The 19,425-nt window shown below is 67.6% G+C and carries 17 protein-coding genes; 5 read left to right on the forward strand and 12 right to left on the reverse strand.

The features are described from left to right. Positions 1 to 16: 16 nt before the first annotated feature. The 5 genes from RR42_RS32675 to poxR form a co-directional block, all read right to left on the reverse strand. Positions 17 to 1,531 (reverse strand): aromatic/alkene/methane monooxygenase hydroxylase/oxygenase subunit alpha, encoded by a 1,515-nt coding sequence (locus RR42_RS32675; RefSeq protein ID WP_043356091.1) that lies wholly within the window; start codon positions 1,529 to 1,531, stop codon positions 17 to 19. 84 nt (positions 1,532 to 1,615) lie between these two features. Beyond that, positions 1,616 to 1,888: an MmoB/DmpM family protein gene (locus RR42_RS32680; RefSeq protein WP_043356093.1), complete on the reverse strand. Its 273-nt coding sequence runs from the start codon at positions 1,886 to 1,888 to the stop codon at positions 1,616 to 1,618. Between the two features lie 10 nt (positions 1,889 to 1,898). Next, a complete protein-coding gene (locus tag RR42_RS32685; RefSeq protein ID WP_043356095.1) occupies positions 1,899 to 2,894 on the reverse strand; it encodes an aromatic/alkene monooxygenase hydroxylase subunit beta in 996 nt (331 codons plus the stop codon). A gap of 77 nt (positions 2,895 to 2,971) precedes the next feature. Beyond that, positions 2,972 to 3,190 (reverse strand): phenol hydroxylase subunit, encoded by a 219-nt coding sequence (locus RR42_RS32690; protein ID WP_043356097.1) that lies wholly within the window; start codon positions 3,188 to 3,190, stop codon positions 2,972 to 2,974. Positions 3,191 to 3,599: 409 nt separating this feature from the next. Then, positions 3,600 to 5,315, reverse strand: a complete 1,716-nt coding sequence (gene poxR, locus RR42_RS32695) for a phenol degradation transcriptional regulator PoxR (RefSeq protein ID WP_043356098.1) — start codon at positions 5,313 to 5,315, stop codon at positions 3,600 to 3,602. 174 nt (positions 5,316 to 5,489) lie between these two features. On the opposite strand from poxR, the gene RR42_RS32700 reads away from it, so the two are divergent. The 3 genes from RR42_RS32700 (at position 5,490) to RR42_RS32710 (ending at position 8,165) form a co-directional block, all read left to right on the forward strand. Continuing rightward, positions 5,490 to 6,452, forward strand: coding sequence for a patatin-like phospholipase family protein (locus RR42_RS32700; RefSeq protein ID WP_043356100.1), 963 nt, complete (start codon positions 5,490 to 5,492; stop codon positions 6,450 to 6,452). An 81-nt stretch (positions 6,453 to 6,533) separates the two neighbouring features. After that, positions 6,534 to 7,751, forward strand: coding sequence for a CaiB/BaiF CoA transferase family protein (locus RR42_RS32705; RefSeq protein ID WP_043356102.1), 1,218 nt, complete (start codon positions 6,534 to 6,536; stop codon positions 7,749 to 7,751). Positions 7,752 to 7,880: 129 nt separating this feature from the next. Next, a complete protein-coding gene (locus RR42_RS32710) occupies positions 7,881 to 8,165 on the forward strand; it encodes a hypothetical protein (protein WP_043356105.1) in 285 nt (94 codons plus the stop codon). A 162-nt stretch (positions 8,166 to 8,327) separates the two neighbouring features. Here the strand turns inward: RR42_RS32710 and RR42_RS32715 are convergent, their stop codons facing one another. Next, positions 8,328 to 8,981, reverse strand: coding sequence for a peroxiredoxin (locus RR42_RS32715; RefSeq protein ID WP_006158821.1), 654 nt, complete (start codon positions 8,979 to 8,981; stop codon positions 8,328 to 8,330). 344 nt (positions 8,982 to 9,325) lie between these two features. On the opposite strand from RR42_RS32715, the gene RR42_RS32720 reads away from it, so the two are divergent. Then, complete coding sequence (locus RR42_RS32720) at positions 9,326 to 9,706, forward strand: VOC family protein (protein WP_043356106.1); 381 nt, start codon at positions 9,326 to 9,328, stop codon at positions 9,704 to 9,706. A 45-nt stretch (positions 9,707 to 9,751) separates the two neighbouring features. Here the strand turns inward: RR42_RS32720 and RR42_RS32725 are convergent, their stop codons facing one another. The 6 genes from RR42_RS32725 to RR42_RS32750 form a co-directional block, all read right to left on the reverse strand. Next, positions 9,752 to 10,756, reverse strand: coding sequence for a tripartite tricarboxylate transporter substrate binding protein (locus RR42_RS32725; protein WP_144410009.1), 1,005 nt, complete (start codon positions 10,754 to 10,756; stop codon positions 9,752 to 9,754). Positions 10,757 to 10,835: 79 nt separating this feature from the next. Beyond that, positions 10,836 to 12,650: an acyclic terpene utilization AtuA family protein gene (locus tag RR42_RS32730; RefSeq protein WP_236702097.1), complete on the reverse strand. Its 1,815-nt coding sequence runs from the start codon at positions 12,648 to 12,650 to the stop codon at positions 10,836 to 10,838. Continuing rightward, a complete protein-coding gene (locus RR42_RS32735; protein WP_043356108.1) occupies positions 12,647 to 14,671 on the reverse strand; it encodes an acetyl/propionyl/methylcrotonyl-CoA carboxylase subunit alpha in 2,025 nt (674 codons plus the stop codon). The genes RR42_RS32730 and RR42_RS32735 overlap by 4 nt, the downstream gene beginning before the upstream one ends. Before the next feature lie 44 nt (positions 14,672 to 14,715). Beyond that, on the reverse strand, positions 14,716 to 15,600 hold the full coding sequence (locus RR42_RS32740) for an enoyl-CoA hydratase/isomerase family protein (RefSeq protein ID WP_052495124.1): 885 nt from the start codon (positions 15,598 to 15,600) through the stop codon (positions 14,716 to 14,718). A gap of 46 nt (positions 15,601 to 15,646) precedes the next feature. Then, a complete protein-coding gene (locus RR42_RS32745) occupies positions 15,647 to 16,807 on the reverse strand; it encodes an acyl-CoA dehydrogenase family protein (protein WP_043356109.1) in 1,161 nt (386 codons plus the stop codon). Between the two features lie 46 nt (positions 16,808 to 16,853). Next, a complete protein-coding gene (locus RR42_RS32750; protein WP_043356111.1) occupies positions 16,854 to 18,473 on the reverse strand; it encodes an acyl-CoA carboxylase subunit beta in 1,620 nt (539 codons plus the stop codon). Positions 18,474 to 18,598: 125 nt separating this feature from the next. Between RR42_RS32750 and RR42_RS32755 the strand changes: the two genes are divergently transcribed. Next, positions 18,599 to 19,366: a helix-turn-helix domain-containing protein gene (locus RR42_RS32755; protein ID WP_082055318.1), complete on the forward strand. Its 768-nt coding sequence runs from the start codon at positions 18,599 to 18,601 to the stop codon at positions 19,364 to 19,366. Positions 19,367 to 19,425 lie beyond the last annotated feature (59 nt).

Here is a 19,425-nt window from a genome sequence, read left to right on the forward strand (position 1 = left end):
CTTGTATGCCGGCCGCTCAGGCAGCCGTGCCCGGCACGCCCTTCCAGGCGTTCCAGTTCTTCTGATCCTGCGAACCTTCGAAATCCAAGTTGTCCGCGCCTGGGTTGATGCGGTACCACTTAAGCACGTCTTCCAGCGATCCGCCGCCGCAGTTGCCCTGGTAGATCTGGTGCACGGGCAACCACGCCTGCGCGTACTTCTGCGGCTCGCCGTCAAAGATGTCCTTGCAGCCGTCCGAGCAGAAGTGGAACCGCATGCCGTGGTAGCTGCTCTCCCGGTAGCAGGTCTGGGTGGGGTCGTCCGGCTCCGAGAACACCATCGGGATCTGGCAGGTCTGGCACAGCATCGGCAGCGTGGCGTTGTAGAAGCGCTCCCCTTGCTGCTGGCGCTCCTGCCAGTAATCGAGGCGCGGCTTGTAGTAGCGCGCGAAGGTGTCGGGATATTTCTCCGTCAGCCAGGCCATCTCGTCCTGCTTGGGCACCCAGGTATGGAAGCCGGCCGCAGCCGCGTAGTTGTAGAAGGTGCCCCAGGCCTCGTGGGTGATGCGGTCCTTGGTCTTGGTGGCCACCTCGTGGTACTTGGGCATGCGCAGGCCGTAGCGCTCCAGGTCCTTGAACAGCGCGCCGCCGGCCTGCTCGAAGTACATCTCCCAGGCTTGCGCCCACGACATCACGCGCTTGGGCAGCATGTAGTCCATCATCATGCCGACCAGCGTAAGCAGGCGAAAGCCGCGCCAGAACCATTTGTCCAGCCACTTCTGCAGGATGGGGATATTGTCCGGGTCCTGCTGGCACAGGAACTTCACCACTTCCAGGCCCAGCGTCATATGGCGCGATTCATCGGACTGCGCCGAGAAGCCGAAGGTCACCGTGGCCATGTCGCCGTTGTAGGCCGCACCCGACATGAAGGGCATGAACAGCAGGTTGGTCAGCACATACTCGAAGGAGAACGAGATCGCGGTGATGAACTCGAACGGGCCCGCGCTCATGGCGTCTTCGAAATAGGACTTGGGCACGGACAGGTACCAGACCCGGTCATGCATATGCTGCCATTCGCCGAAGCCGTTGAAGTACTTGTTGTAGACCGACAGCGTGTGCATCTGGGTCTGGGCATGGCGCAGCTCGTCGATCGACTGCATCTGCGCCGCCACCCGCGCGCCGGCGCCGCGGAAGTGCCGCCCGAGGTGGGCATAGCCGCGGTGCGCCGCGTACTCCAGCGGCGTCACGCCGGTCAGGAACAGGCGCAGCGCGTTCAGGTAGCGCGGGTCCGAGACGTTGAGGTGGCCGTTGTTCTGCACGAACGAATCGATGATCGCGTACAGCTTGCGCTCCTTCTCCGACTGGTACTTCCAGTAGGCGTCCATGGTCATGCGGAACGGGTCTTCCCATTTGTCCCAGTCATGGATCTTGATGCCTTCGTACTTGTCGTAGGGAAAGACCTTGTCCATCGGCTCGTAGGTGGTTTCCCAGCCGAGGTCGCGCGTCATCGTGGCGTACTTCTCGCGCAGGTTGAGCTTCTTGCGTGCGTCCATGTTGTCTGTCTCCGTTGTTTTTGCTTTCGGCGTGCTTTCGGCGTGCTTCATGCCGTACCAGCCGTATCAGCCGTATCAGCCGTATCAGGTGTTCCAGCGCAGGGTGAAGGCGTCGTCGTCTTCGTCGATGTTTCCCGACAGCGAAATCAGGTTCAGGTGGATCTCCTGCAGGTCCCAGTCGCGCCCGAGTTTTTCGGACACCAGTTCGCGCAGGATCGTCAGGTGCCCCGGCGCGTCGATCTTCACCATGGCGGGAAACTGCGACACCACCGCGTGCGGGTTGGCCTCGGTGATGGCCTCGATGATGGGACGGGTGTCGTCGTTGCTTTGCAGCGCGATATAGACATTGGCGGTCATGGCGGTTTCCTCAGGCGGCAAGGCCAAGCTTGTCAAGACGCACGTCGAACTGCTCCAGGCACAGCGCCACCACCTGCTCGCCGCCTTCGCCCAGCAAGGTGTCGGCCACCGGCACCAGCGCTTGGGCCGCTTGCGCACGCGCGGCGCGGGCCCAGCCCGACAGCAGCATGCGATTGGCATCGGACTCCGCCGCGGCGGTCTGGATCACCGCGTCGACCCAGCGTGCGTGCTCCTCGCGCCAGTCGTTCATGAACTCGGTCAGCACCGCCAGCCCGGTGCCGCAGGCGCGCACGATGGCCGCGTCGGCGTGCTGGTACACCAGCGGATACAGCAGCCCATCGAGCACAAGGTTCTGGGTAACGAAAGTCTCGAACCAGTCCTCGATCACAAAGCTATGCTCGACAAAGCGCCGCATCGGCTGCCACGCGGCGCTCTCCATCCAGGCCACCTTGGCCCGCTCCAGCGCCACGCCAGTGTTGCCGTCGAGCAGCATGCCGATGCGCGACAGGTACTGGGCAATGCCGAGGCGATCCATCGCGCAGTAGGTGCAGGCCTGGGTGATGGCCGTGCCCCAGCCATAGTCCGCGCAGTAGAAGTTGTTCATGTTGGCGCCCCACTCCACGTGGCGCAGCGGCAGCAGCCCGTCGGCCAGGCGGTCCTGCCATTCGGCGGGCAGCGCCTGCAGCAGGCCGCGTTTTTCCACGAAGGCGAAGCTCTTCTCGGTGGCGTCCTGCTGGCGGCCGCGCGCCGTCACGTAGGCGCCGTAGAAGTACTGGCGCGGATCCTTGAGCGCGTACCAGTCCGCCATCACGATCGCGGTGCGGCGCTTGTCGTAGATCTCGTGTTGCGGGTCCCAGGTCGGGCGGTAGTGAAAATTGACTTCCGACTGCACATCGTAGGTGGCCTCCTGGTAGCGCGAGGCGGGCTTGTCGCCGAAGCGGCGCGCCACATGGCCGTAGGTTTGGCGCAGCGGCTGGATCTGCTGGGTCTTGATATCGACTTGCATCGCTTGGTCTCCTGGGTCTTGCTGTTTTTATGTGGGTGGAACGGGTGCGTGGTCCGGTGCGCGGGGGCTGGCCCTGCTCAGTCGTCCTGATCGGGCGCGGTAATCTCCGGCGGCAAGAAGTGCACGCGGTTGACGCTGCAGAAGGCCTCGAACATCGGCTCGGGCATGATCAGCTCGACATTGAGCTCGGGGTCCGCCACGCTGAACGCGAACTGCACGAAGCCCTCGGGCGTGCGGCCATCAACGCGGACAAAGCGGGGCGAGGCTTCAAACAAGGGGACCGACTGGTTGATCATGACGCTGCTCCTTCGCGTGGGCTGTATGGCCTCTATTGCGAAGAGCGTGCCAGCTGGCGCAAACGACGGCGCCACAAGGCGCGCCGGGTTTCGGGCCGCGCCGGGTTTCGCGTTTACCCGGAACTGCGCATGCGCCGCGGCTCAATCAATTGATCAAGTGCGAGACGGAATTTGACCAAATGATGAAAAGCCGCGCCGGGTGGCGGTTTGCGGGGAAGCCGAGTGCATCGCCGCAAGGCTGCGGCGATGCAACAGGGAAGGGGGTGGGAGGGAGGTTGGAGGCAGGAGGAGGAAGGGATTGCTGGCGCATGCGGCGCAACAAGCCGGGTGGTTACTTGCCTGGGGTGGGGATTGCCGATTGCATCAAATGATTAAATGGGTTTTGGGTGCAAACACCAACGCCGACAAATCACCCAGCCCCCTGCCCCCGCATACCCCGCGTCTTCCACCGATACGCCAACTGCGGCCGCGTAATCCCCAGCAACCGCGCCGCCTGGCTCATATTGCCATTGGCGCGCTGCATGGCCGCCTCCATCAGCACGGTCTCCACGTCGCCCAGCGCGAGCTGCTGCTCGGCCATATGATCGAGCAAACCATGCACGGCGGCCTCCCGCAGCTCGGGCAAGGTGCCCTTGACGCCAAGGCGCGGCGCGGTGTCCATGCCAGGCGGCGCGCTCGTCGGCAGGAACAGGTGGTCCGCGCAGATCTGCCCGCCATTGCTGGCCAGGATCACGCCGCGCTCGATCACGTTCTCCAGTTCCCGCACATTGCCCGGCCAGTCATAGCGGCGCAGCTCCGCCAGCGCGCGATCGGTAATGCCGACGATCTTCTTGCCGTGGCGCGCGCCGTAGCGGGCCACGAAGCGCTCCACCAGCAGGCGGATATCGTCGAGCCGCTCGCGCAGCGGCGGAATGGTGACCGGGTAGACGTTGAGCCGGTAATACAAGTCCTTGCGGAAAGTGCCCTGCTTCACAGCCTCGGCCAGGTCCACGTTGGTGGCCGCCACCAGCCGCACGTCCACCTTGCGCGGCTCGCTGCCGCCCACGCGCTCTACCTCGCCCTCCTGCAGCACGCGCAGCAGCTTGGACTGCGCCGACGCTGACAGCTCGCCCAGCTCATCCAGGAACAGGGTGCCGCCATGCGCCCGCTCGAAGCGGCCCGGGCGCGACTGGTGTGCGCCCGTGAAGGCGCCCTTCTCCACGCCGAACAGTTCGGCCTCGATCAGCTCATCGGGAATCGCGGCGCAATTGACCGCGACAAAGGGCTTGTCGGCCCGGGCGCTCACGCCGTGCAACGCTTGTGCAAAGCGCTCCTTGCCAACGCCGGTCTCGCCCAGCAGCAGCACGGTGACACTGCTCCCGGCGGCGCGCTGCAGCAGGCCCCAGGCAGCGCGGAACTCGGGCGAGCTGCCCACCAGGTCGGCGGGCTTGCCGGGGCTGCGCTGCAGGGCGCGCAGGTGCTCGACCTCGCTTTGCAGCTCCAGGATGGTCTCGATCACCGGGTCGGGCTGATAGAGCGCCAGCACTTCGGCGCCGTCCTCCCACGCCTCCAGCGGCTTGCCGACGATGCGGCAGTGATCAAAGCCGCAGGCAATGCACTCGACCTCGCGGTAGAGGATGGTGCGGCCCATCAGGGCCGAGGTGTAGCCCGTGGCGTAGCCGATCTGCATCCAGCAGGCCGGCGCGTCGACGATGCCGAACAACTGCCGGTGCACATCGCCTTCGAAGGAGTCTTCCCACAGGAATTCGCCGTCGTAGATGCCCGCGGCGATGTCGATGTCCACCTTGACCGGCGTCACCCGCACCACGCCTTCGATGGTGTGCAGGCAGGGCCCGATCTCGAGCAGGCCAAAGTCGCTGTCGCCCGGGCGCAGCTTCTTGGCCAGCTCCGCGTCGCGCATGCCGGAATGAAAGCCCATGCGCATGAACAAGCCGCGCGCGCGCTCCATGCCTAGGGTATCCACCAATTCCTTGCGCAAGGCGCCCAGCGCCGCGGTATGAATCAGGATCATGCGCTGCTCGTCCAGCCAGATGGAGCCCTCCTCCATGGCAAAGCGCAGGCGCCGCGCGAGATGGGCCAGGCCATCGCGCATGGTGGCCGAAAACTTGTCGGTTGAACTGCTCATTGTCTCCTCTCTTGGCGGCCAGGACACCCTCGGCGCGCGTGCTTTTGGTAGCACTGCATGCACATTATGTGCCATCCGCGCCCGCGGCCCCCACGCGCGCCTGTCATGCCGGCGCAATGTCGCCTATCCTTTCCATGACAGCGATCCTCGCTTTAATGCACTGCACCACAGCCCATGGAAAAAACCGCATTTGTCTTTGCAGGCGGCGGCAGCCTCGGCGCCATCGAGGCCGGCATGCTGCGCGAGCTGGTGGCGTGGGGGGGCAAGCCGGACATGGTGATCGGCGCCTCGGCCGGCGCCATCAACGGCGCCTACTACGCCTGCAACCCGCATGTGGCCGGCACCAGCCAGCTCGAGACGCTCTGGCGCGGCTTGCGCCGGGCCGAGGTGATGCCGTGGTCGTGGCGCAGCCTGTTTGGCATGCTGCGCGGGCAGCGCGCCCACCTGGTCGACTCCGCCGCGCTGCAGCGCCTGCTGGCGCGCCACTTTGGCGATATGGCGATGGAGCGTGCCGAGGTGCCGCTGTACGTGGTGGCCACCGACATGGCCACCGGCGCGGAGGTGGTGCTGTCCTCCGGCAGCCTGGTCCAGTCGGTGCTGGCAAGCGCAGCCATCCCCGGCGTATTTCCCCCGGTGTCGCTGGGCGGGCGGCAACTGATCGATGGCGGCGTGGCCAACAACACGCCGGTGTCCACCGCCATCCGCCTGGGCGCCACGCGCGTGGTCGTGCTGCCGGCGGGTTTTGCCTGCGCGCGGCGGCGCGAGCCGCGCGGCCCCATCGACCATGCCTTCAACGCGCTGTCGCTGCTGGTGGCGCGCCAGCTGGTGCAGGACCTGGAGCGCTGGGCCGATCACGCGCACATCTCGGTCGTCCCGCCACTGTGCCCGCTCGACGTCTCCCCCTACGACTACACCCAGTGCGGCACGCTGATCGACCGCGCCGCCGCGGCCACGCTGGCCTGGCTCAACGCCGACGGGCTCAGCAGCCGGCACATCCCCGGCGCGCTGTCCCCGCATTCGCATGACGAAGCCAATCCGAGCTGCGACTTCGATCCGCAACAGGCACACCCGGCGCACGGGGCCGGCGATACGCATCAACCCCACGCCGGCCATACGCACGCTTTTGCCCCGCAGTAAGCCGGCTTTGGCATTGGCGAATTGCCTGGCTGGCCGATCCGGCGAATGATGCGGGATCTCTTCTCTCCGGGTGGCAAGCACATGAGCGCAATTCTCGACGGCATCAAGGTACTCGACCTGACGCGGGTGGTAGCCGGCCCATGGGCCACGCAGAACCTGGCCGACATGGGTGCCACCGTCTACAAGATCGAGAAGCCCGGCGACGGCGACGATACCCGCAAGATGGGCCCGTTCCTGAACGATGCGCAGGGCGCGGCCACCAACGACTCCGCCTTCTACCTGGCCTGCAACCGCGGCAAGCAGTCGCTCACCATCGATATCTCCCAGCCCGAGGGCGCCGAGCTGGTACGCCAGCTGGCCGCGCGCTGCGACGTGGTGGTGGAGAACTACAAGGCTGGCAGCCTGAAGAAATACGGCCTCGACTACGAATCCATCCGCGCGGTGCGCCCCGATGTGATCTATTGCTCGGTCACCGGCTTCGGCCCCGATGGCCCCTACGCGGCGCGCCCGGCCTACGACTTCATCCTGCAAGGCATGGCCGGCCTGATGAGCACCTGCGGCCAGCCGGACGGCAGCCCCGGCGGCGAGCCGATGCGCACCGCCATTCCCATCACCGACATCCTCACCGGCCTGTACGCCACCGTCAGCCTGCTGGGCGCGCTCTACCACCGCCAGGCCACCGGCGAAGGCCAGTACATCGACGCCGCCATGCTCGATGCCTCGGTCGCCGTCAATGGCCACCTGGCGCTGGGCTACCAGATGACCGGCAAGCTGCCCCGGCGCGCCGGCAACAGCAACCCCGTGGCCGCGCCCTCCGAAGTCTTTGCCTGCCGCGACGGCCACCTGATCATTGCCTCCGGCAACAACGGCCAGTTCGCCGCGCTGTGCAAGCTGCTAGGCATTCCCGAACTCGCGGCCGATCCGCGTTACACGCAGAACGCCAACCGGGTTGCCAACCGCGATGCGCTGCGCGAGACGATTGCCGAGCGAGTGGCTACCTGGAACGCGGCGGACCTGCTGGCGTCGCTGGAACGCGCCGGCGTGCCGGGTGGCCCGATCAACGAGCTCGACGAAGTATTCGAGGATGCGCAGGTGAAGCATCGGGGCTTGCTGGTGCAACTACCGCACGGGCGCGGCGTGGATGTGCCGAGCCTGCGCAGCCCGATGCGGTTCTCGGCCACGCCCGTGGCGATGCGCTGCCCGCCGATGCTGGGCGAGCATACGGATGCGGCCCTGCGGGCGGAACTGGGCTTGAGCGATGGGGATGTCGCGGGCCTGAGAGCGCGGGGAATCCTGTAGCTGGCCGCACGCAAGGCCGCTCGGCTCGCAGCCTTGCGTGCGGCGCGCAACGCTCGGAATTGACGCGCCCCGGGAACGGGTACATCCTCTGGACATACGGACATACTCGTCCCATCAGCGGAGCAAGCCATGACCTCAAACGAATTCACATCGTTCAAGGCACACTTGTCCATGTTGCTGCGCGACCTCCCGCTCGGGACCACGGCGGACCTCGCCGACGTGGCCGTGGCGGCCTACTGGGATGGCACGCGGATCGTCGGCACCTACCTGCGCGACGGCGGGCACCTGGACGAGGCCTTCGACTTCGACGAAAACGCCTGGGAGAACTGGCACGACGACTTCGTCGGCTGGCTGGCCACGCCGAGTTTCACGCAGCGCGATGAACTGAGGGCTTCGCTGGCAAGCGCGGGCTGACGAGCGCATGCGCGCTCGCGACTGGGCTTGCGACTGGGCTTGCGGCCGGGCTTGCCACCGGGCTTGCCACCGGGCTTACGGCCGGGCTTACGACATTACGCACCGTCCTCCAGCCGGAGGATCGGTGCCACCATCGCACTGCCAGCCCATCCGACGCATGCCTTACTTCGGCTGCGACACCACCCGCAAATACGGCTTGAGCGTCTTGAAACCCTGCGGATACTTCTTCTTGGCGTCGTCGTCGGAGACCGAGGTGGGAATGATCACGTCTTCACCCGGTTTCCAGTTCACCGGCGTGGCTACCGTGTGTTTTGCATTCAGCTGCAGCGAATCCAGCAACCGCAGCACTTCGTCAAAATTGCGGCCGGCGCTCATCGGATAGACCAGCATCGCCTTGACTTTCTTGTCCGGCCCGATCAGGAACACCGAGCGCACCGTGGCATTGTCCACGGCAGTGCGCGGCCCGCCACTCGCGTTCGGATGGATCATGTCATAGAGCTTCGCGACCGTGAGGTCGACGTCGCCGATCATGGGATAGTTGACGGCGTGGCCCTGCGTTTCCTCGATGTCCTTGACCCACTTCTGGTGGTCCGCGACCGGGTCCACGCTCAGGCCGATGATCTTGGTGTTGCGCCGGTCGAATTCCGGCTTGAGCCGGGCCATATAGCCCAGTTCCGTGGTACAGACCGGGGTGAAATCCTTCGGATGGGAGAACAGGATGGCCCATTTGTCCCCAATCCATTCGTGGAAACTGATTTTCCCCTCCGTGGTATCGGCAGTGAAATCGGGCGCTTCGTCACCGATGCGAATCGACATAGTCAACCTCCATGTTGGTGAGTGTGGATGCGAGGCAAGGAGCGGCACAGCGGCGGCTGTCGTCCCGACGCGGCCCCGAGCTTCGGCGCGTCTGCGTCAGTATAGGTGACTGTGACGATGCGAAAAGAAGTATGCAGGCTGCACAAGGCTGCACACGCGGCGTGCAGCCTTGTGCACCGCACCACCGCGGCGACCCGGCCCCTCCCGCCTCCTGCATCGTCTGCCGCCCTTGTGAAAGATTGAGGAAAGCGGCTGCGCTGCCCCATCGCCTGAACTGACGGCACCGGCGATACTTACTGTAGCGACAGGGAGCCCCAGCGGCTCCCGCAACACAGGAGCAACACATGGCGATTGCCGGAATGAACCACTTCACCGTGCTCACCGCGGCGCTGGAAGACAGCGTGGCGTTCTATACCAAGGCGCTCGGCTTCGAGACTGGCGAACGCCCGCCGTTCTCGTTTCCGGGCGCATGGCTCTATGCGGCTGGCGCGCCCATCATTCACCTGGTCGCGAAAGACAAGCTACCGGCGTCCACCGCGGGTGTATTGGATCACATGGCATTCAGCGCGACCGATCTTCCCGGCGTCGCGAATCATCTGCGGCAGCTGGATATCCCGTTCAACCTCGGGCGGCAACCGGGCACCGGCATCTGGCAGCTGTTCATGCACGACCCCAACGGCGCCAAGATCGAGCTGGATTTCGATCCGCAGGAACCGGCGCCCTGAGCGTTGCGCTATCGATCCAGCGTGGCGGCGGCCTCTGCTTGCCCGTCACTCGACGTGGATGCCGCCCTTCTTCACCACCTCGCCCCACCGCCCGGCCTCTTCCTTGATGAATGCCTGGAACTGGTCGGGCGTCCCGCCTACCGGATCGATCCCGTACTCGATCAGGCGCGCCTTCACCTCCGGCTGGTGCAGCACCGCATCCATCTCGGCCGAGAGCTTTGCCAGCACCGGCCTGGGTGTCCTGGCGGGCGCGATCAGGCCGATCCAGCTGCTGGCCGTCACCCCCGGATAGCCTGCCTCGGCCATGGTCGGCACCTCGGGCGCGGCCGGCCAGCGCGTGGCGCTGGTGATCGCCAGCGCCTTGAGCTTGCCGGCTTTCACCTGCGGCATCATGGTCTGCACGGAATCGAAGATCATCGCCACCTGCCCGGAGAACAGGTCCGGCAGCGCCGGCGACACGCCCTTGTAGGGCACGTGGGTCATCTTGATGCCCGCCGCTTGCGAGAACAGCTCGCCGGCCAGATGCGCGCCGGAGCCGTTGCCGCTGGAGGCATAGGTCATCTTGTCGGGATTGGCCTTGCCCCACGCCACCAGCGCCTTCACGCTGCCGGGCGGCAACTGGGCGCTGGACACCAGCAGCAGCGGGATGCGCCCGATCTGGCTGACGCCCGTCAGGTCCTTGACCGGGTCGTAGCTCATCTTGGGGTAGAGGCTGGGGTTGATGGCATGCGCGGCCACCACCACCAGCAGCGAGTAGCCGTCGGGCGCGGACTTGGCCACGTTGTCGGAGCCGATCATGCCGTTGGCGCCGGGGCGGTTCTCCACCACCACAGGCTGGCCCAGGCGCTCGGCCAGCTTTTGCATGACCAGCCGCGTCACGGCGTCTGACACGCCGCCCGGGGTGTAGGGCACCACCACGCGCACGGGCTTTGACGGATACGGCGCCTCGGCACGCGCCGTGGGGCTCAGGCCGCAAGCCAGCGCGGCAGCCAGCACGCATGCGTTCATCCACAGGCCACGGGGGTGCATCGGTTGCTTGGTTGTGTTCATGTCTGCTCCATCAGGTCGGGATGGCTTCGGTCCGCCGTGCTTGTCTGGCGGCCGATGCCATGGAATGGCAGCCGCGGGTCTACGCCCAGTCTTGCGGCACCGTGAGCGGAAAATCGAGCAGCATTTGCGCGTAGCTCTTGCCGAGCGGGTCGGAACGCAGGCTGGCCACGCCCCCGCCACCCAGCGCGCGGTGCAGCAGGAAGTTAAGGGCGTGCAAGCCCGGCACCTCGAAGCACTCCACGTCGCCCTCGACCAGATGCGCAAAATACCCGCGCACCGCGCTAGGGGTGAGCTGCTCGCGCAGCAGCGGCAGGTATGACGGCTGGCGGGCGATCACGCCGATGTTCTCGTCGTCGCCCTTGTCGCCGCTGCGTGCGTAGGCCAGCGTGACCAGCGGCACGGTGACGCGCGGCCCGCCGGGAATGGCGGGAGTGTCAGGAATGGCGGGCGCAGCCGCCAGCGGGGCCGGCGCCGTCAGCTCGCCCACGGCGGCGGCGCAGTCAAGCGCCTGCGTCTGGCCGTCCAGCGCGACCTGCATCCGTACTTGCGCCTTCGGCACCAGGAAAGAGAACACCTTGACCACCGGCTGGATATCGACGCGGCCGGCAAAGGATGAGCGGGTGCCGGCGGCCATCGAGGTGCCCGCCGACGAGCCTTCGCGCTGCAGGAAGCGCAGCGCCTTGGCCTGCGCATGGCGCGCGCCGATGCGCAGCACCACCTCGCGCGTGGGCAAGGCGCGGGCATGCGGGCCATATTGCGACTCGCAGCCGAGCAGTTCCACCACGGTGCCGCTGTAGTCCGCCAAGCCGTTGGCGGCCAGCATGGCGCGGGTGCGCGCCAGCAGCGCGTCGGCGGTGCGGCGAGCCTTGGCGGGTGCGTCGATGCCGCGGATCGCCATCATCAGGCTGAGCTGGTAGCCGTCCTGCCAGGTGCCGTTGGCCTTGTAGCTCGCGCCGGGGGCGCGGCCACGGGCGCCGTGCACGCGCACCTGCCCAGGGGCCAGCAACTCGGTGCGTACCATGCGGAAGTCGCAGGTAACATCAGGCATCAGGTAGTTGCCAGGGTCGCCCACCTCATACAACACCTGCTCCGCCACGGCGGCGGGATCGACCAGGCCGCCGGTGCCCTCGGGCTTGGAGAGCACGAAGCTGCCGTCCTGCGCGCAGTCGATCACCGGGTAGCCGATGCGGTCCCAGTCCGGCACGCGCTGCCAGTCGGTAAACAACCCGCCGGTGGCCTGCGCGCCGCACTCGATCACGTGGCCGGCCAGCGTGCCGGCGGCGAGCCGGTCCCAGTCGTGCCATTGCCAGCCAAACTCATGGGCCAGCGCGCCGACCACCACGGCACTGTCCACGCAACGGCCCGTGATGACGATATCGGCGCCCATCGCCAGCGCGCGGGCGATGCCTTGCGCGCCGGTGTAGGCGTTGGCGGACATCAGCTCGACGGGCGGCGCGGCGCCGGTATGGAGATCGGTGAGGCCCGCCGCGCGCCAGCCCTCGAAGGCAGGCATCACGTCGTCGCCGCTGACCACCGCCACCCTGGGCGCCAGCCCTTGCCGCGCGGCGGCGGCCATCACCGCGTCGCGGCAGGCCTGGGGGTTGAGGCCGCCGGCATTGGCAATCACGCGGATGCCGCGCGCCAGGATCTGGCCGAGGTGCGGCGCCATCGCGGCCTGCACGAAGTCCGTGGCGTAGCCCAGCGCGGGGTCCTTGGCGCGGGCACGCGCCAGGATCGACATGGTGGTCTCGGCCAGGTAGTCATAGACCAGGTATTGCAGGCCCGGAACGGCCAGCAGTTGCGGCGTGGCGATGGCGGAATCGCCCCAGAAGCCGGAAGCGCCGCCTATGCGCACGGTGCGTGCCATATGGGTTGTGCCGATTGTGGTGCTCATGCTTGCTCGCCTGCGTCGACCTTCACCAGCAAACTACCCGCGCGCGCCTGCCCGCCCTCCCGGGCATGCAGCTGCGCGATCACGCCGTCGAACGGCGCGACGATGGCGTGCTCCATCTTCATGGCCTCCAGCACCACCAGCACCTGGCCCGCCAGCACCGCCTCGCCCGCTGCCGCCTTCACGGCCACGATGCGCGCGGTCAGCGGCGCCAGCAGCTCGCCGGCGCGCCCGGCGTCGCCGGGGTTGCGCTTTTTCTGGCGCGGGTCCAGGCGCGCGAAGCGCCATGCGCGGCCCGCGCTGAACAGATGCACGGCATCGCCCCCGGTGGCGAACACCAGCGGCAACGCCATGCCGTTGCACTCCACCAGCGCGCTGCCTTGTTCCAGGTCGGCGCGCAGCACGCGCACGCTGACGATCTCGGCGGACGTGCCATCACCCTCACCCTCACCCTCACCCTCACCCTCACCCCCGCGCACCGCCACCTCCCAGCCTTGCGCGACGGCACGCAGATCCACGCGCCACTGCTGCTCTCCCGCCTGCAAGCCCAGGCTGCAAGCCGGCGCCACCAGTGCGGGGCACTCCGATGCCGCCAGCAGCCCGGCGGCGGCCAGCGCCGCGCAGGCCACCTGCGCCGCCGCGGGCTGCGTTGTCCGCAGCGCCGCCTGCATATGCGTATCGACGAAGCCCGTATGCACCTGGTTGCCCGCAAAGGCCTCGTGCGCCAGGCAATCGGCAAGAAAGCCCTGGTTGCTGGCCACGCCCAGCAGCACCGTCTGCTCCACCGCGCGCAGCAGCTTGCGGCGTGCTTCCTCCCGGGTGGCGCCATGGGTCACCAGCTTGGCCACCATCGAATCGTAGTGAACCGGGATCTCCCCGCCCTCCTGCAGCGCATGATCCACCCGCACATCGTGCCCCGCGCCCGGCGCGCGCCAGCGCAGCACCGGGCCGCCTTGCGGCAGGAAGCCGGCGGCCACGTCCTCGGCGGTCAGCCGCACCTCGATGGCGTGGCCGCGCAGCGCGACCTGCTCCTGCGTGACCGGCAGCGGCTCGCCGGCTGCCACGCGCAGTTGCCATTCGACCAGGTCGAAGCCGGTGATGGCTTCGGTCACGGCGTGCTCCACCTGCAGGCGCGTGTTCATCTCCATGAAGTAGAAATTGCCATCGCCATCGAGCAGGAACTCCATGGTGCCCGCGCCCACGTAGCCAATGGCCTGCGCGGCGCGCACCGCCGCGCCGCCCATGCGCTCGCGCAGCGCGGGCGATACCGCCGGGGACGGCGCCTCCTCGACCACCTTCTGATGGCGGCGCTGCACCGAGCAGTCGCGCTCGCCCAGGTGGATCACATGGCCCTGCGTATCGGCAAAGACCTGGATCTCCACGTGGCGCGGCGCGATCACCGCGCGCTCCAGGATCAGCTGGCCGGAGCCGAAGGCGGCCATCGCCTCCGAGCGCGCGCTTGCCAGCGCGCCGGGCAAGGCATGGACGTCGTGCACCAGGCGCATGCCGCGGCCGCCGCCGCCGGCCGCGGCCTTCACCATCAGCGGAAAGCCGATCGGCGCGGCGGCCTGCAGCAGCGCGGCGTCATCCTGCGCCTCGCCCTGGTAGCCGGGGATGCAGGGCATGTCCGCGGCCAGCATCAGGCGCTTGGCCTCGGCTTTGTTGCCCATGGCGCGGATGGCGGCGGCGGGCGGGCCGACGAAGACCAGGCCCGCCTGCGCCACCGCGTCGGCGAACTCTGCGTTCTCCGCCAGGAAGCCGTAGCCGGGATGCACCGCATCCGCGCCGCTGCGGCGCGCCGCCTCGATGATGGCCGCGATGTTCAGGTAGGACGCGCGTGGCGCGGCGTCGCCGATGCGCACCGCCCGGTCGGCGTACGCCACGTGCGGGCCATGGCGATCGGCCTCGGAGTAGACCGCCACGGTGGCAAGGCCAAGGCGGCGCGCCGTGCGCATGATGCGCATGGCGATCTCGCCGCGATTGGCGACGAGCAAGGTGTGGAAGGGTCGGCTGGTAGCGGACATGAGGCGTCTCGGGGTGCGGAGTATCTGGATTGGTTTGTGTGCGTTCAGCCCTGCGTGGCCTGCGCCGCGCGCACGGCGGCGGCGTCAAAGCGCACCACCCACGCGGCATCGCGCTTGTCGCGAAAAGCCTGGATGCCTTCGGCGCCTTCGCTGCGCATGCATTGGGCGAACAGGTGCGAGGCCTCGTCCAGCAAGGCGCCCTGCGCAACCTGTCCGGTGCGCGCCACCAGCGGCTTGAAGGCGCGGTTGGCTTGCGGCCCGCAGCGGCAGATGCGCGTGAGCCACTCAGCCAGCAGCGCATCGAGGGCGGCGCTGTCGTCGGCCAGCGCATCGGCCAGCCCCAGCGCCAGCGCCGAGTCGCCGTTGACGCGCTCACCGGACAAGCCGAGTCGCCGCGTGGCCGCCGCGCCGATGCGCGCCACCACGAAGGGCGCGATCTGTGCGGCAATGATGCCCAGCGACGTTTCCGACAGGGCAAAACGCGCGTCGCGCGTGGCCAGCACGATATCGGCGGCGCAGCTCAGTCCCATGCCGCCGCCCATGGCCGCGCCCTCCACCGCCGCCACCACGGGCACGGGGAGCGCGGCCAGGCGCTGCATGAAGTAGCCGAACTCGCGGTTGCGGCTCGCCACCGGATCCTGCGGCGCTTCGCCCGCGTCCAGCCTCGCCTTGAAATTGCCGACGTTGCCGCCCGCGCAGAAGACGCCGCCGGCGCCGCGCAGCACCAGCGCGCGCACCGTGGTGTCGGTCTCGGCGCGCTCCACGGCGCGCGCCAGCGCGGCGACCACTTCAGGCGCAAGCGCGTTGCGCGTGGCGGGCACGTTGAGGGTGACGAACAGCACGCCCTGGACATCACGCACGATCACGGCGTGGGCGTCATTGGCGAGATTGGCAAGATTGCCGGCATCTGTATTGACTGCGTTGGTCATGGCTGGATGGATGTGAAGACTTGGAACAACAGGCAATGGCGGGCGTTCAGCCCTTTGCCATCAGCCCCATCTGCCTGGCGATCACGGTCAGCATCACCTCGTCGGCGCCGCCGCCGATGGAGCCGAGCCGGAAATCGCGGTACGCGCGCGAGGCGTGGTTGTCCCACGTGTAGCCCATGCCGCCCTGGAACTGCATGCACCAGTCGGCCACCTCGCGCGACAGCCGCCCGGCCTTGAGCTTGGCCATGGACGCCAGCTCCACCACGTCGCCGCCATCGATATAGGTCTTGGTCGCCATGTAGACCAGCGCGCGCAGGGCCTCCATCTCGGTCTTGAGCTCGGCCAGCTTGAACTGGATGAACTGGTTGTCCAGCAAGGGCTTGCCAAAGGCGGTGCGCTGGAGCAGGTAGTCGGCGGTTTCCTCGATCAGCGCGTTGCAGGCGAGCCGGCGCGCCGCGCCGTTCAGGCGTTCTTCCTGGAACTGCTTCATCTGGTAGATAAAGCCCATGCCCTCTTCGCCGATGCGGTTGCGCGCCGGCACCCGCACCTCGTCAAAGAAGATCTGCGCGGTGTCCGAGCACCACATGCCGAACTTCTTGATCTTCTGCACCTCGACCCCGGGGGTGCGCTTGCCGCCTTGCTTGAGCGGCACGATGATCAACGACTTGTTCTTGTGCACCGGGCCATCGGAGGTATTGCACAACAGGCAGATCCAGTCGGCCTGGGTGCCGTTGGTGATCCACATCTTGGAGCCGCTGATCACGTAGTCGTCGCCATCGCGGCGCGCGCGGGTCTTGAGCGATGCCACATCGGAGCCGGCACCAGCCTCCGACACACCGATCGCCGCCACCGCCTCGCCGGCGATGGCCGGGGCCAGGAACTCGCGCTTGAGCGCATCGGAGCCGAAGGCCGTCAGCGCCGGCGTAGCCATGTCGGTCTGCACGCCCACCGCCATGCCGATGCCCTGCGCATGCACATAGCCCAGGGCCTCGGCGGCGGCCACCGCGTAGGAAAAATCAAGGCCAAGGCCGCCGTACTCCACCGGCTTGGTGATGCCAAGGAAGCCGAGCTCGCCCATCCGCTTGAACAACGCGTGCGCGGGGAAGATCTCCGCGGCTTCCCACTCGTCGACGTGCGGATCGATCTCGGCCGACACGAAGCGGCGGATGCTGTCCATGATGCTGCGATGGTCTTCGGTGTATAGCATGTTGGTGGTCTCCGGTTTTCTTGTCCGTGTGTTCGCGGCGCGGCGATCAGAACCGCGCCACGCCAAATTGCATGGCACGCGGCGTGCGCGCTTCGGCCTCGCGGGCGGTAGCCAGCACGAAGGCCAGTACGGCGCGGGTGTCGCGCGGGTCGATCACGCCGTCGTCCAGCAACAGCCCGCTGGTGACGAAGGCGCTGGCCTGGCGCTCGAAGTTGGCGACGATCTCGCCGGTCTGCTGCGCCAGGCGCGCTTCGTCCACCGCCGCGCCCTTGCGCTCGGCCTGCTGGCGCGCCACGATCTCCAGCGTCATGGCGGCCTGCTCGCCGCCCATCACCGCGGTGCGCGCGTTGGGCCACGAGAAGCAAAAGCGCGGGCGGAAGCCGCGGCCGCACATGCCGAAGTTGCCCGCGCCAAACGATGCGCCGCAGTAGATCGTGACCTGCGGCACCGTGGAGTTCGACAGCGCCTGGATCATCTTGGCGCCATGCTTGATCATGCCGGCCTCTTCCGAGGCGCGGCCGACGATAAAGCCGGTGGTGTTCTGCAGGAACACGATGGGCGTGCCGCTCTGGTTGCAGGCCTGGATGAACTGCGCGGCCTTGGTCGCGCCCGCCGGGTCGATCGGGCCGTTATTGCTGATAAAGCCCACGGCATGGCCCTCGATGCGGCCACGGCCGCAGACGGTGGCCGTGCCATAGTCAGGCTTGAACGCAAGCCACGCGGAATCGTCGGTGAGCCGGCCGATGATCTCCAGCATGTCCACGGGCTTCTTCACATCCAGCGTCATGACGCCATCGAGCTCGCCCGCGTCCAGCCGCGGCGGCTGCGCCGGCTGGGGCAGGCGCGGCGCCACGCCCGGCCAGTCCAGGCTGGCCACCACGTCGCGCGCCAGCGCGATGGCATGCTCGTCGTCCTCGGCCAGGAATTCCGCCAGGCCGCTGACGGTGGCGTGCAGGTCGGCGCCGCCAAGCTCCTCGTCGGTGGCGATCTCGCCGGTGGCGGCCTTGAGCAGCGGCGGCCCGGCCAGGAAGGCACGGGCGCGGCCGCGCACCATCACCACGTAGTCGGACAGGCCCGGCATGTAAGCCCCACCTGCGGTGGACGAGCCGTGCACCACCGTGATCACCGGCAGCCCGGCAGCGGACAGGCGCGCCAGGTTGTAGAAGATGCCGCCGCCGCGCACGAACTTGTCCACGCGATACTTGCGCAGGTTGGCGCCGGCCGACTCCACCAGGTGGATGAACGGCAGGCGGTTTTCCAGGGCTATCTCCTGGCAGCGCATCAGCTTGAGGTTGCCGCCCTCGGTCATGGCGCCGGCATCGATGCCGGAATCGGTCGCCACCACCATCGCGCGCACGCCGCGGACAAAACCGATGCCGGCCACCAGCGAGCCGCCGGGGATGGCGGTGTCGTGATCGGGATCATCCATGCCGTAACCCGCCAGGTTGGCGATCGGCAAGAAAGCCGTAGCGGGATCGAGCAAGCGCGCCAGGCGCTCGCGCGGCAGCAGCGCGCCACGCCTGGCGAAGGACGGGCGGGCACGCTCGGAAGCAGCGACGGCGCGCTGCTCCAGCGCGCGCAGCCGCTCGATCAGGGCTTGCATGCCGGCGCGCTGGCTGGCGAAGGCGGGACTGGCGGGATCGATCCGGGACTCGATGGGAAGCATGGCGCTGGGCGTTGGACAAGGAATGCATCGATTCCAAACCACCCGCGGTGGCACGACAAGCGCAACCTGGTGATTTGTGCATAATGTGCACAAACTCGTCTTTGACGCACCTCCGGATGCTGCCTGTGCCCGCCCTGCCTACGCCCTCGTCCCCGCCGCCCCCGCCGTCTCCAGCCATCCCCGGCGTGCAGAGCCTGGAGCGCGCGTTTACCCTGCTCTGCCTGCTGGCCGAACACCACGAGTCAGGCCTGACCCTGCCGCAACTGGTGGCACAGACCGGCATCGACCGCACCACGGCCCACCGCATGCTGCGCTACCTCACCCACGCGGGATTCGCCGTGCAGGACGAGCCAGGCAAGCGCTTCCGGCTGGGCATGGCAGCCATGGCGCTGGGCCTGCGCACCATGAACCGCTCGCCGCTGGCCAGCGCCTGCGCCACGCGCATGAAGGCGCTGGCGCGCAAGACCGGCGATACGGTGTTCCTGATCGTGCGCATCGGCGACCATGGTTACTGCATGCATGCCGAGGAAGGCAGCCACCGCGTGCAGCATTTCCACCTGCTCAACGGGAGCACCCGGCTGCTGGGCCAGGGGACCGCCAGCATGGCGCTGCTGGCCAAGCTCGAAGATGAGGAAATCGTCGCGCACTATGCGCGGCATCGGGCTGAGTACGAGGGGAGCGGGCTTAGCCTGCTCAAGCTGCAGCGCGGTGTGGAGCGCAGCCGCAAGCTGGGGTATGCGCTGGCCGGCGCGGGGGGCGTGGCGGGGGTGGGGTATGCGTTCGCTTTGCCCTTTGCCGGGGAAGCGGCGATCAGTATTGTGTCTACGGCTTCGCGGATGCCGGTGGCTCGGCGGCATGAGATTGGGGGGATGATCCGGGAGGTGTTTGGATAGGTTTTGGGCTTTTGGGGTACTGGGGTTTTGAGGTCTTTCGGGGGGGCAATGTCGCCTTT

Origin of the sequence: Cupriavidus basilensis (assembly GCF_000832305.1) — a bacterium.
In the GTDB taxonomy this organism is placed as follows: Bacteria; Pseudomonadota; Gammaproteobacteria; order Burkholderiales; family Burkholderiaceae; genus Cupriavidus; species Cupriavidus basilensis_F.

Bases quoted from the DNA above. Each gene is read 5' to 3' on its own strand.
- RR42_RS32675 (WP_043356091.1), bottom strand. From the start codon at position 1,531: ATGGACGCACGCAAGAAGCTCAACCTGCGCGAGAAGTACGCCACGATG.
- RR42_RS32680 (WP_043356093.1), bottom strand. From the start codon at position 1,888: ATGACCGCCAATGTCTATATCGCGCTGCAAAGCAACGACGACACCCGT.
- RR42_RS32685 (WP_043356095.1), bottom strand. From the start codon at position 2,894: ATGCAAGTCGATATCAAGACCCAGCAGATCCAGCCGCTGCGCCAAACC.
- RR42_RS32690 (WP_043356097.1), bottom strand. From the start codon at position 3,190: ATGATCAACCAGTCGGTCCCCTTGTTTGAAGCCTCGCCCCGCTTTGTC.
- poxR (WP_043356098.1), bottom strand. From the start codon at position 5,315: ATGAGCAGTTCAACCGACAAGTTTTCGGCCACCATGCGCGATGGCCTG.
- RR42_RS32700 (WP_043356100.1), top strand. From the start codon at position 5,490: ATGGAAAAAACCGCATTTGTCTTTGCAGGCGGCGGCAGCCTCGGCGCC.
- RR42_RS32705 (WP_043356102.1), top strand. From the start codon at position 6,534: ATGAGCGCAATTCTCGACGGCATCAAGGTACTCGACCTGACGCGGGTG.
- RR42_RS32710 (WP_043356105.1), top strand. From the start codon at position 7,881: ATGACCTCAAACGAATTCACATCGTTCAAGGCACACTTGTCCATGTTG.
- RR42_RS32715 (WP_006158821.1), bottom strand. From the start codon at position 8,981: ATGTCGATTCGCATCGGTGACGAAGCGCCCGATTTCACTGCCGATACC.
- RR42_RS32720 (WP_043356106.1), top strand. From the start codon at position 9,326: ATGGCGATTGCCGGAATGAACCACTTCACCGTGCTCACCGCGGCGCTG.
- RR42_RS32725 (WP_144410009.1), bottom strand. From the start codon at position 10,756: ATGAACACAACCAAGCAACCGATGCACCCCCGTGGCCTGTGGATGAAC.
- RR42_RS32730 (WP_236702097.1), bottom strand. From the start codon at position 12,650: ATGAGCACCACAATCGGCACAACCCATATGGCACGCACCGTGCGCATA.
- RR42_RS32735 (WP_043356108.1), bottom strand. From the start codon at position 14,671: ATGTCCGCTACCAGCCGACCCTTCCACACCTTGCTCGTCGCCAATCGC.
- RR42_RS32740 (WP_052495124.1), bottom strand. From the start codon at position 15,600: ATGACCAACGCAGTCAATACAGATGCCGGCAATCTTGCCAATCTCGCC.
- RR42_RS32745 (WP_043356109.1), bottom strand. From the start codon at position 16,807: ATGCTATACACCGAAGACCATCGCAGCATCATGGACAGCATCCGCCGC.
- RR42_RS32750 (WP_043356111.1), bottom strand. From the start codon at position 18,473: ATGCTTCCCATCGAGTCCCGGATCGATCCCGCCAGTCCCGCCTTCGCC.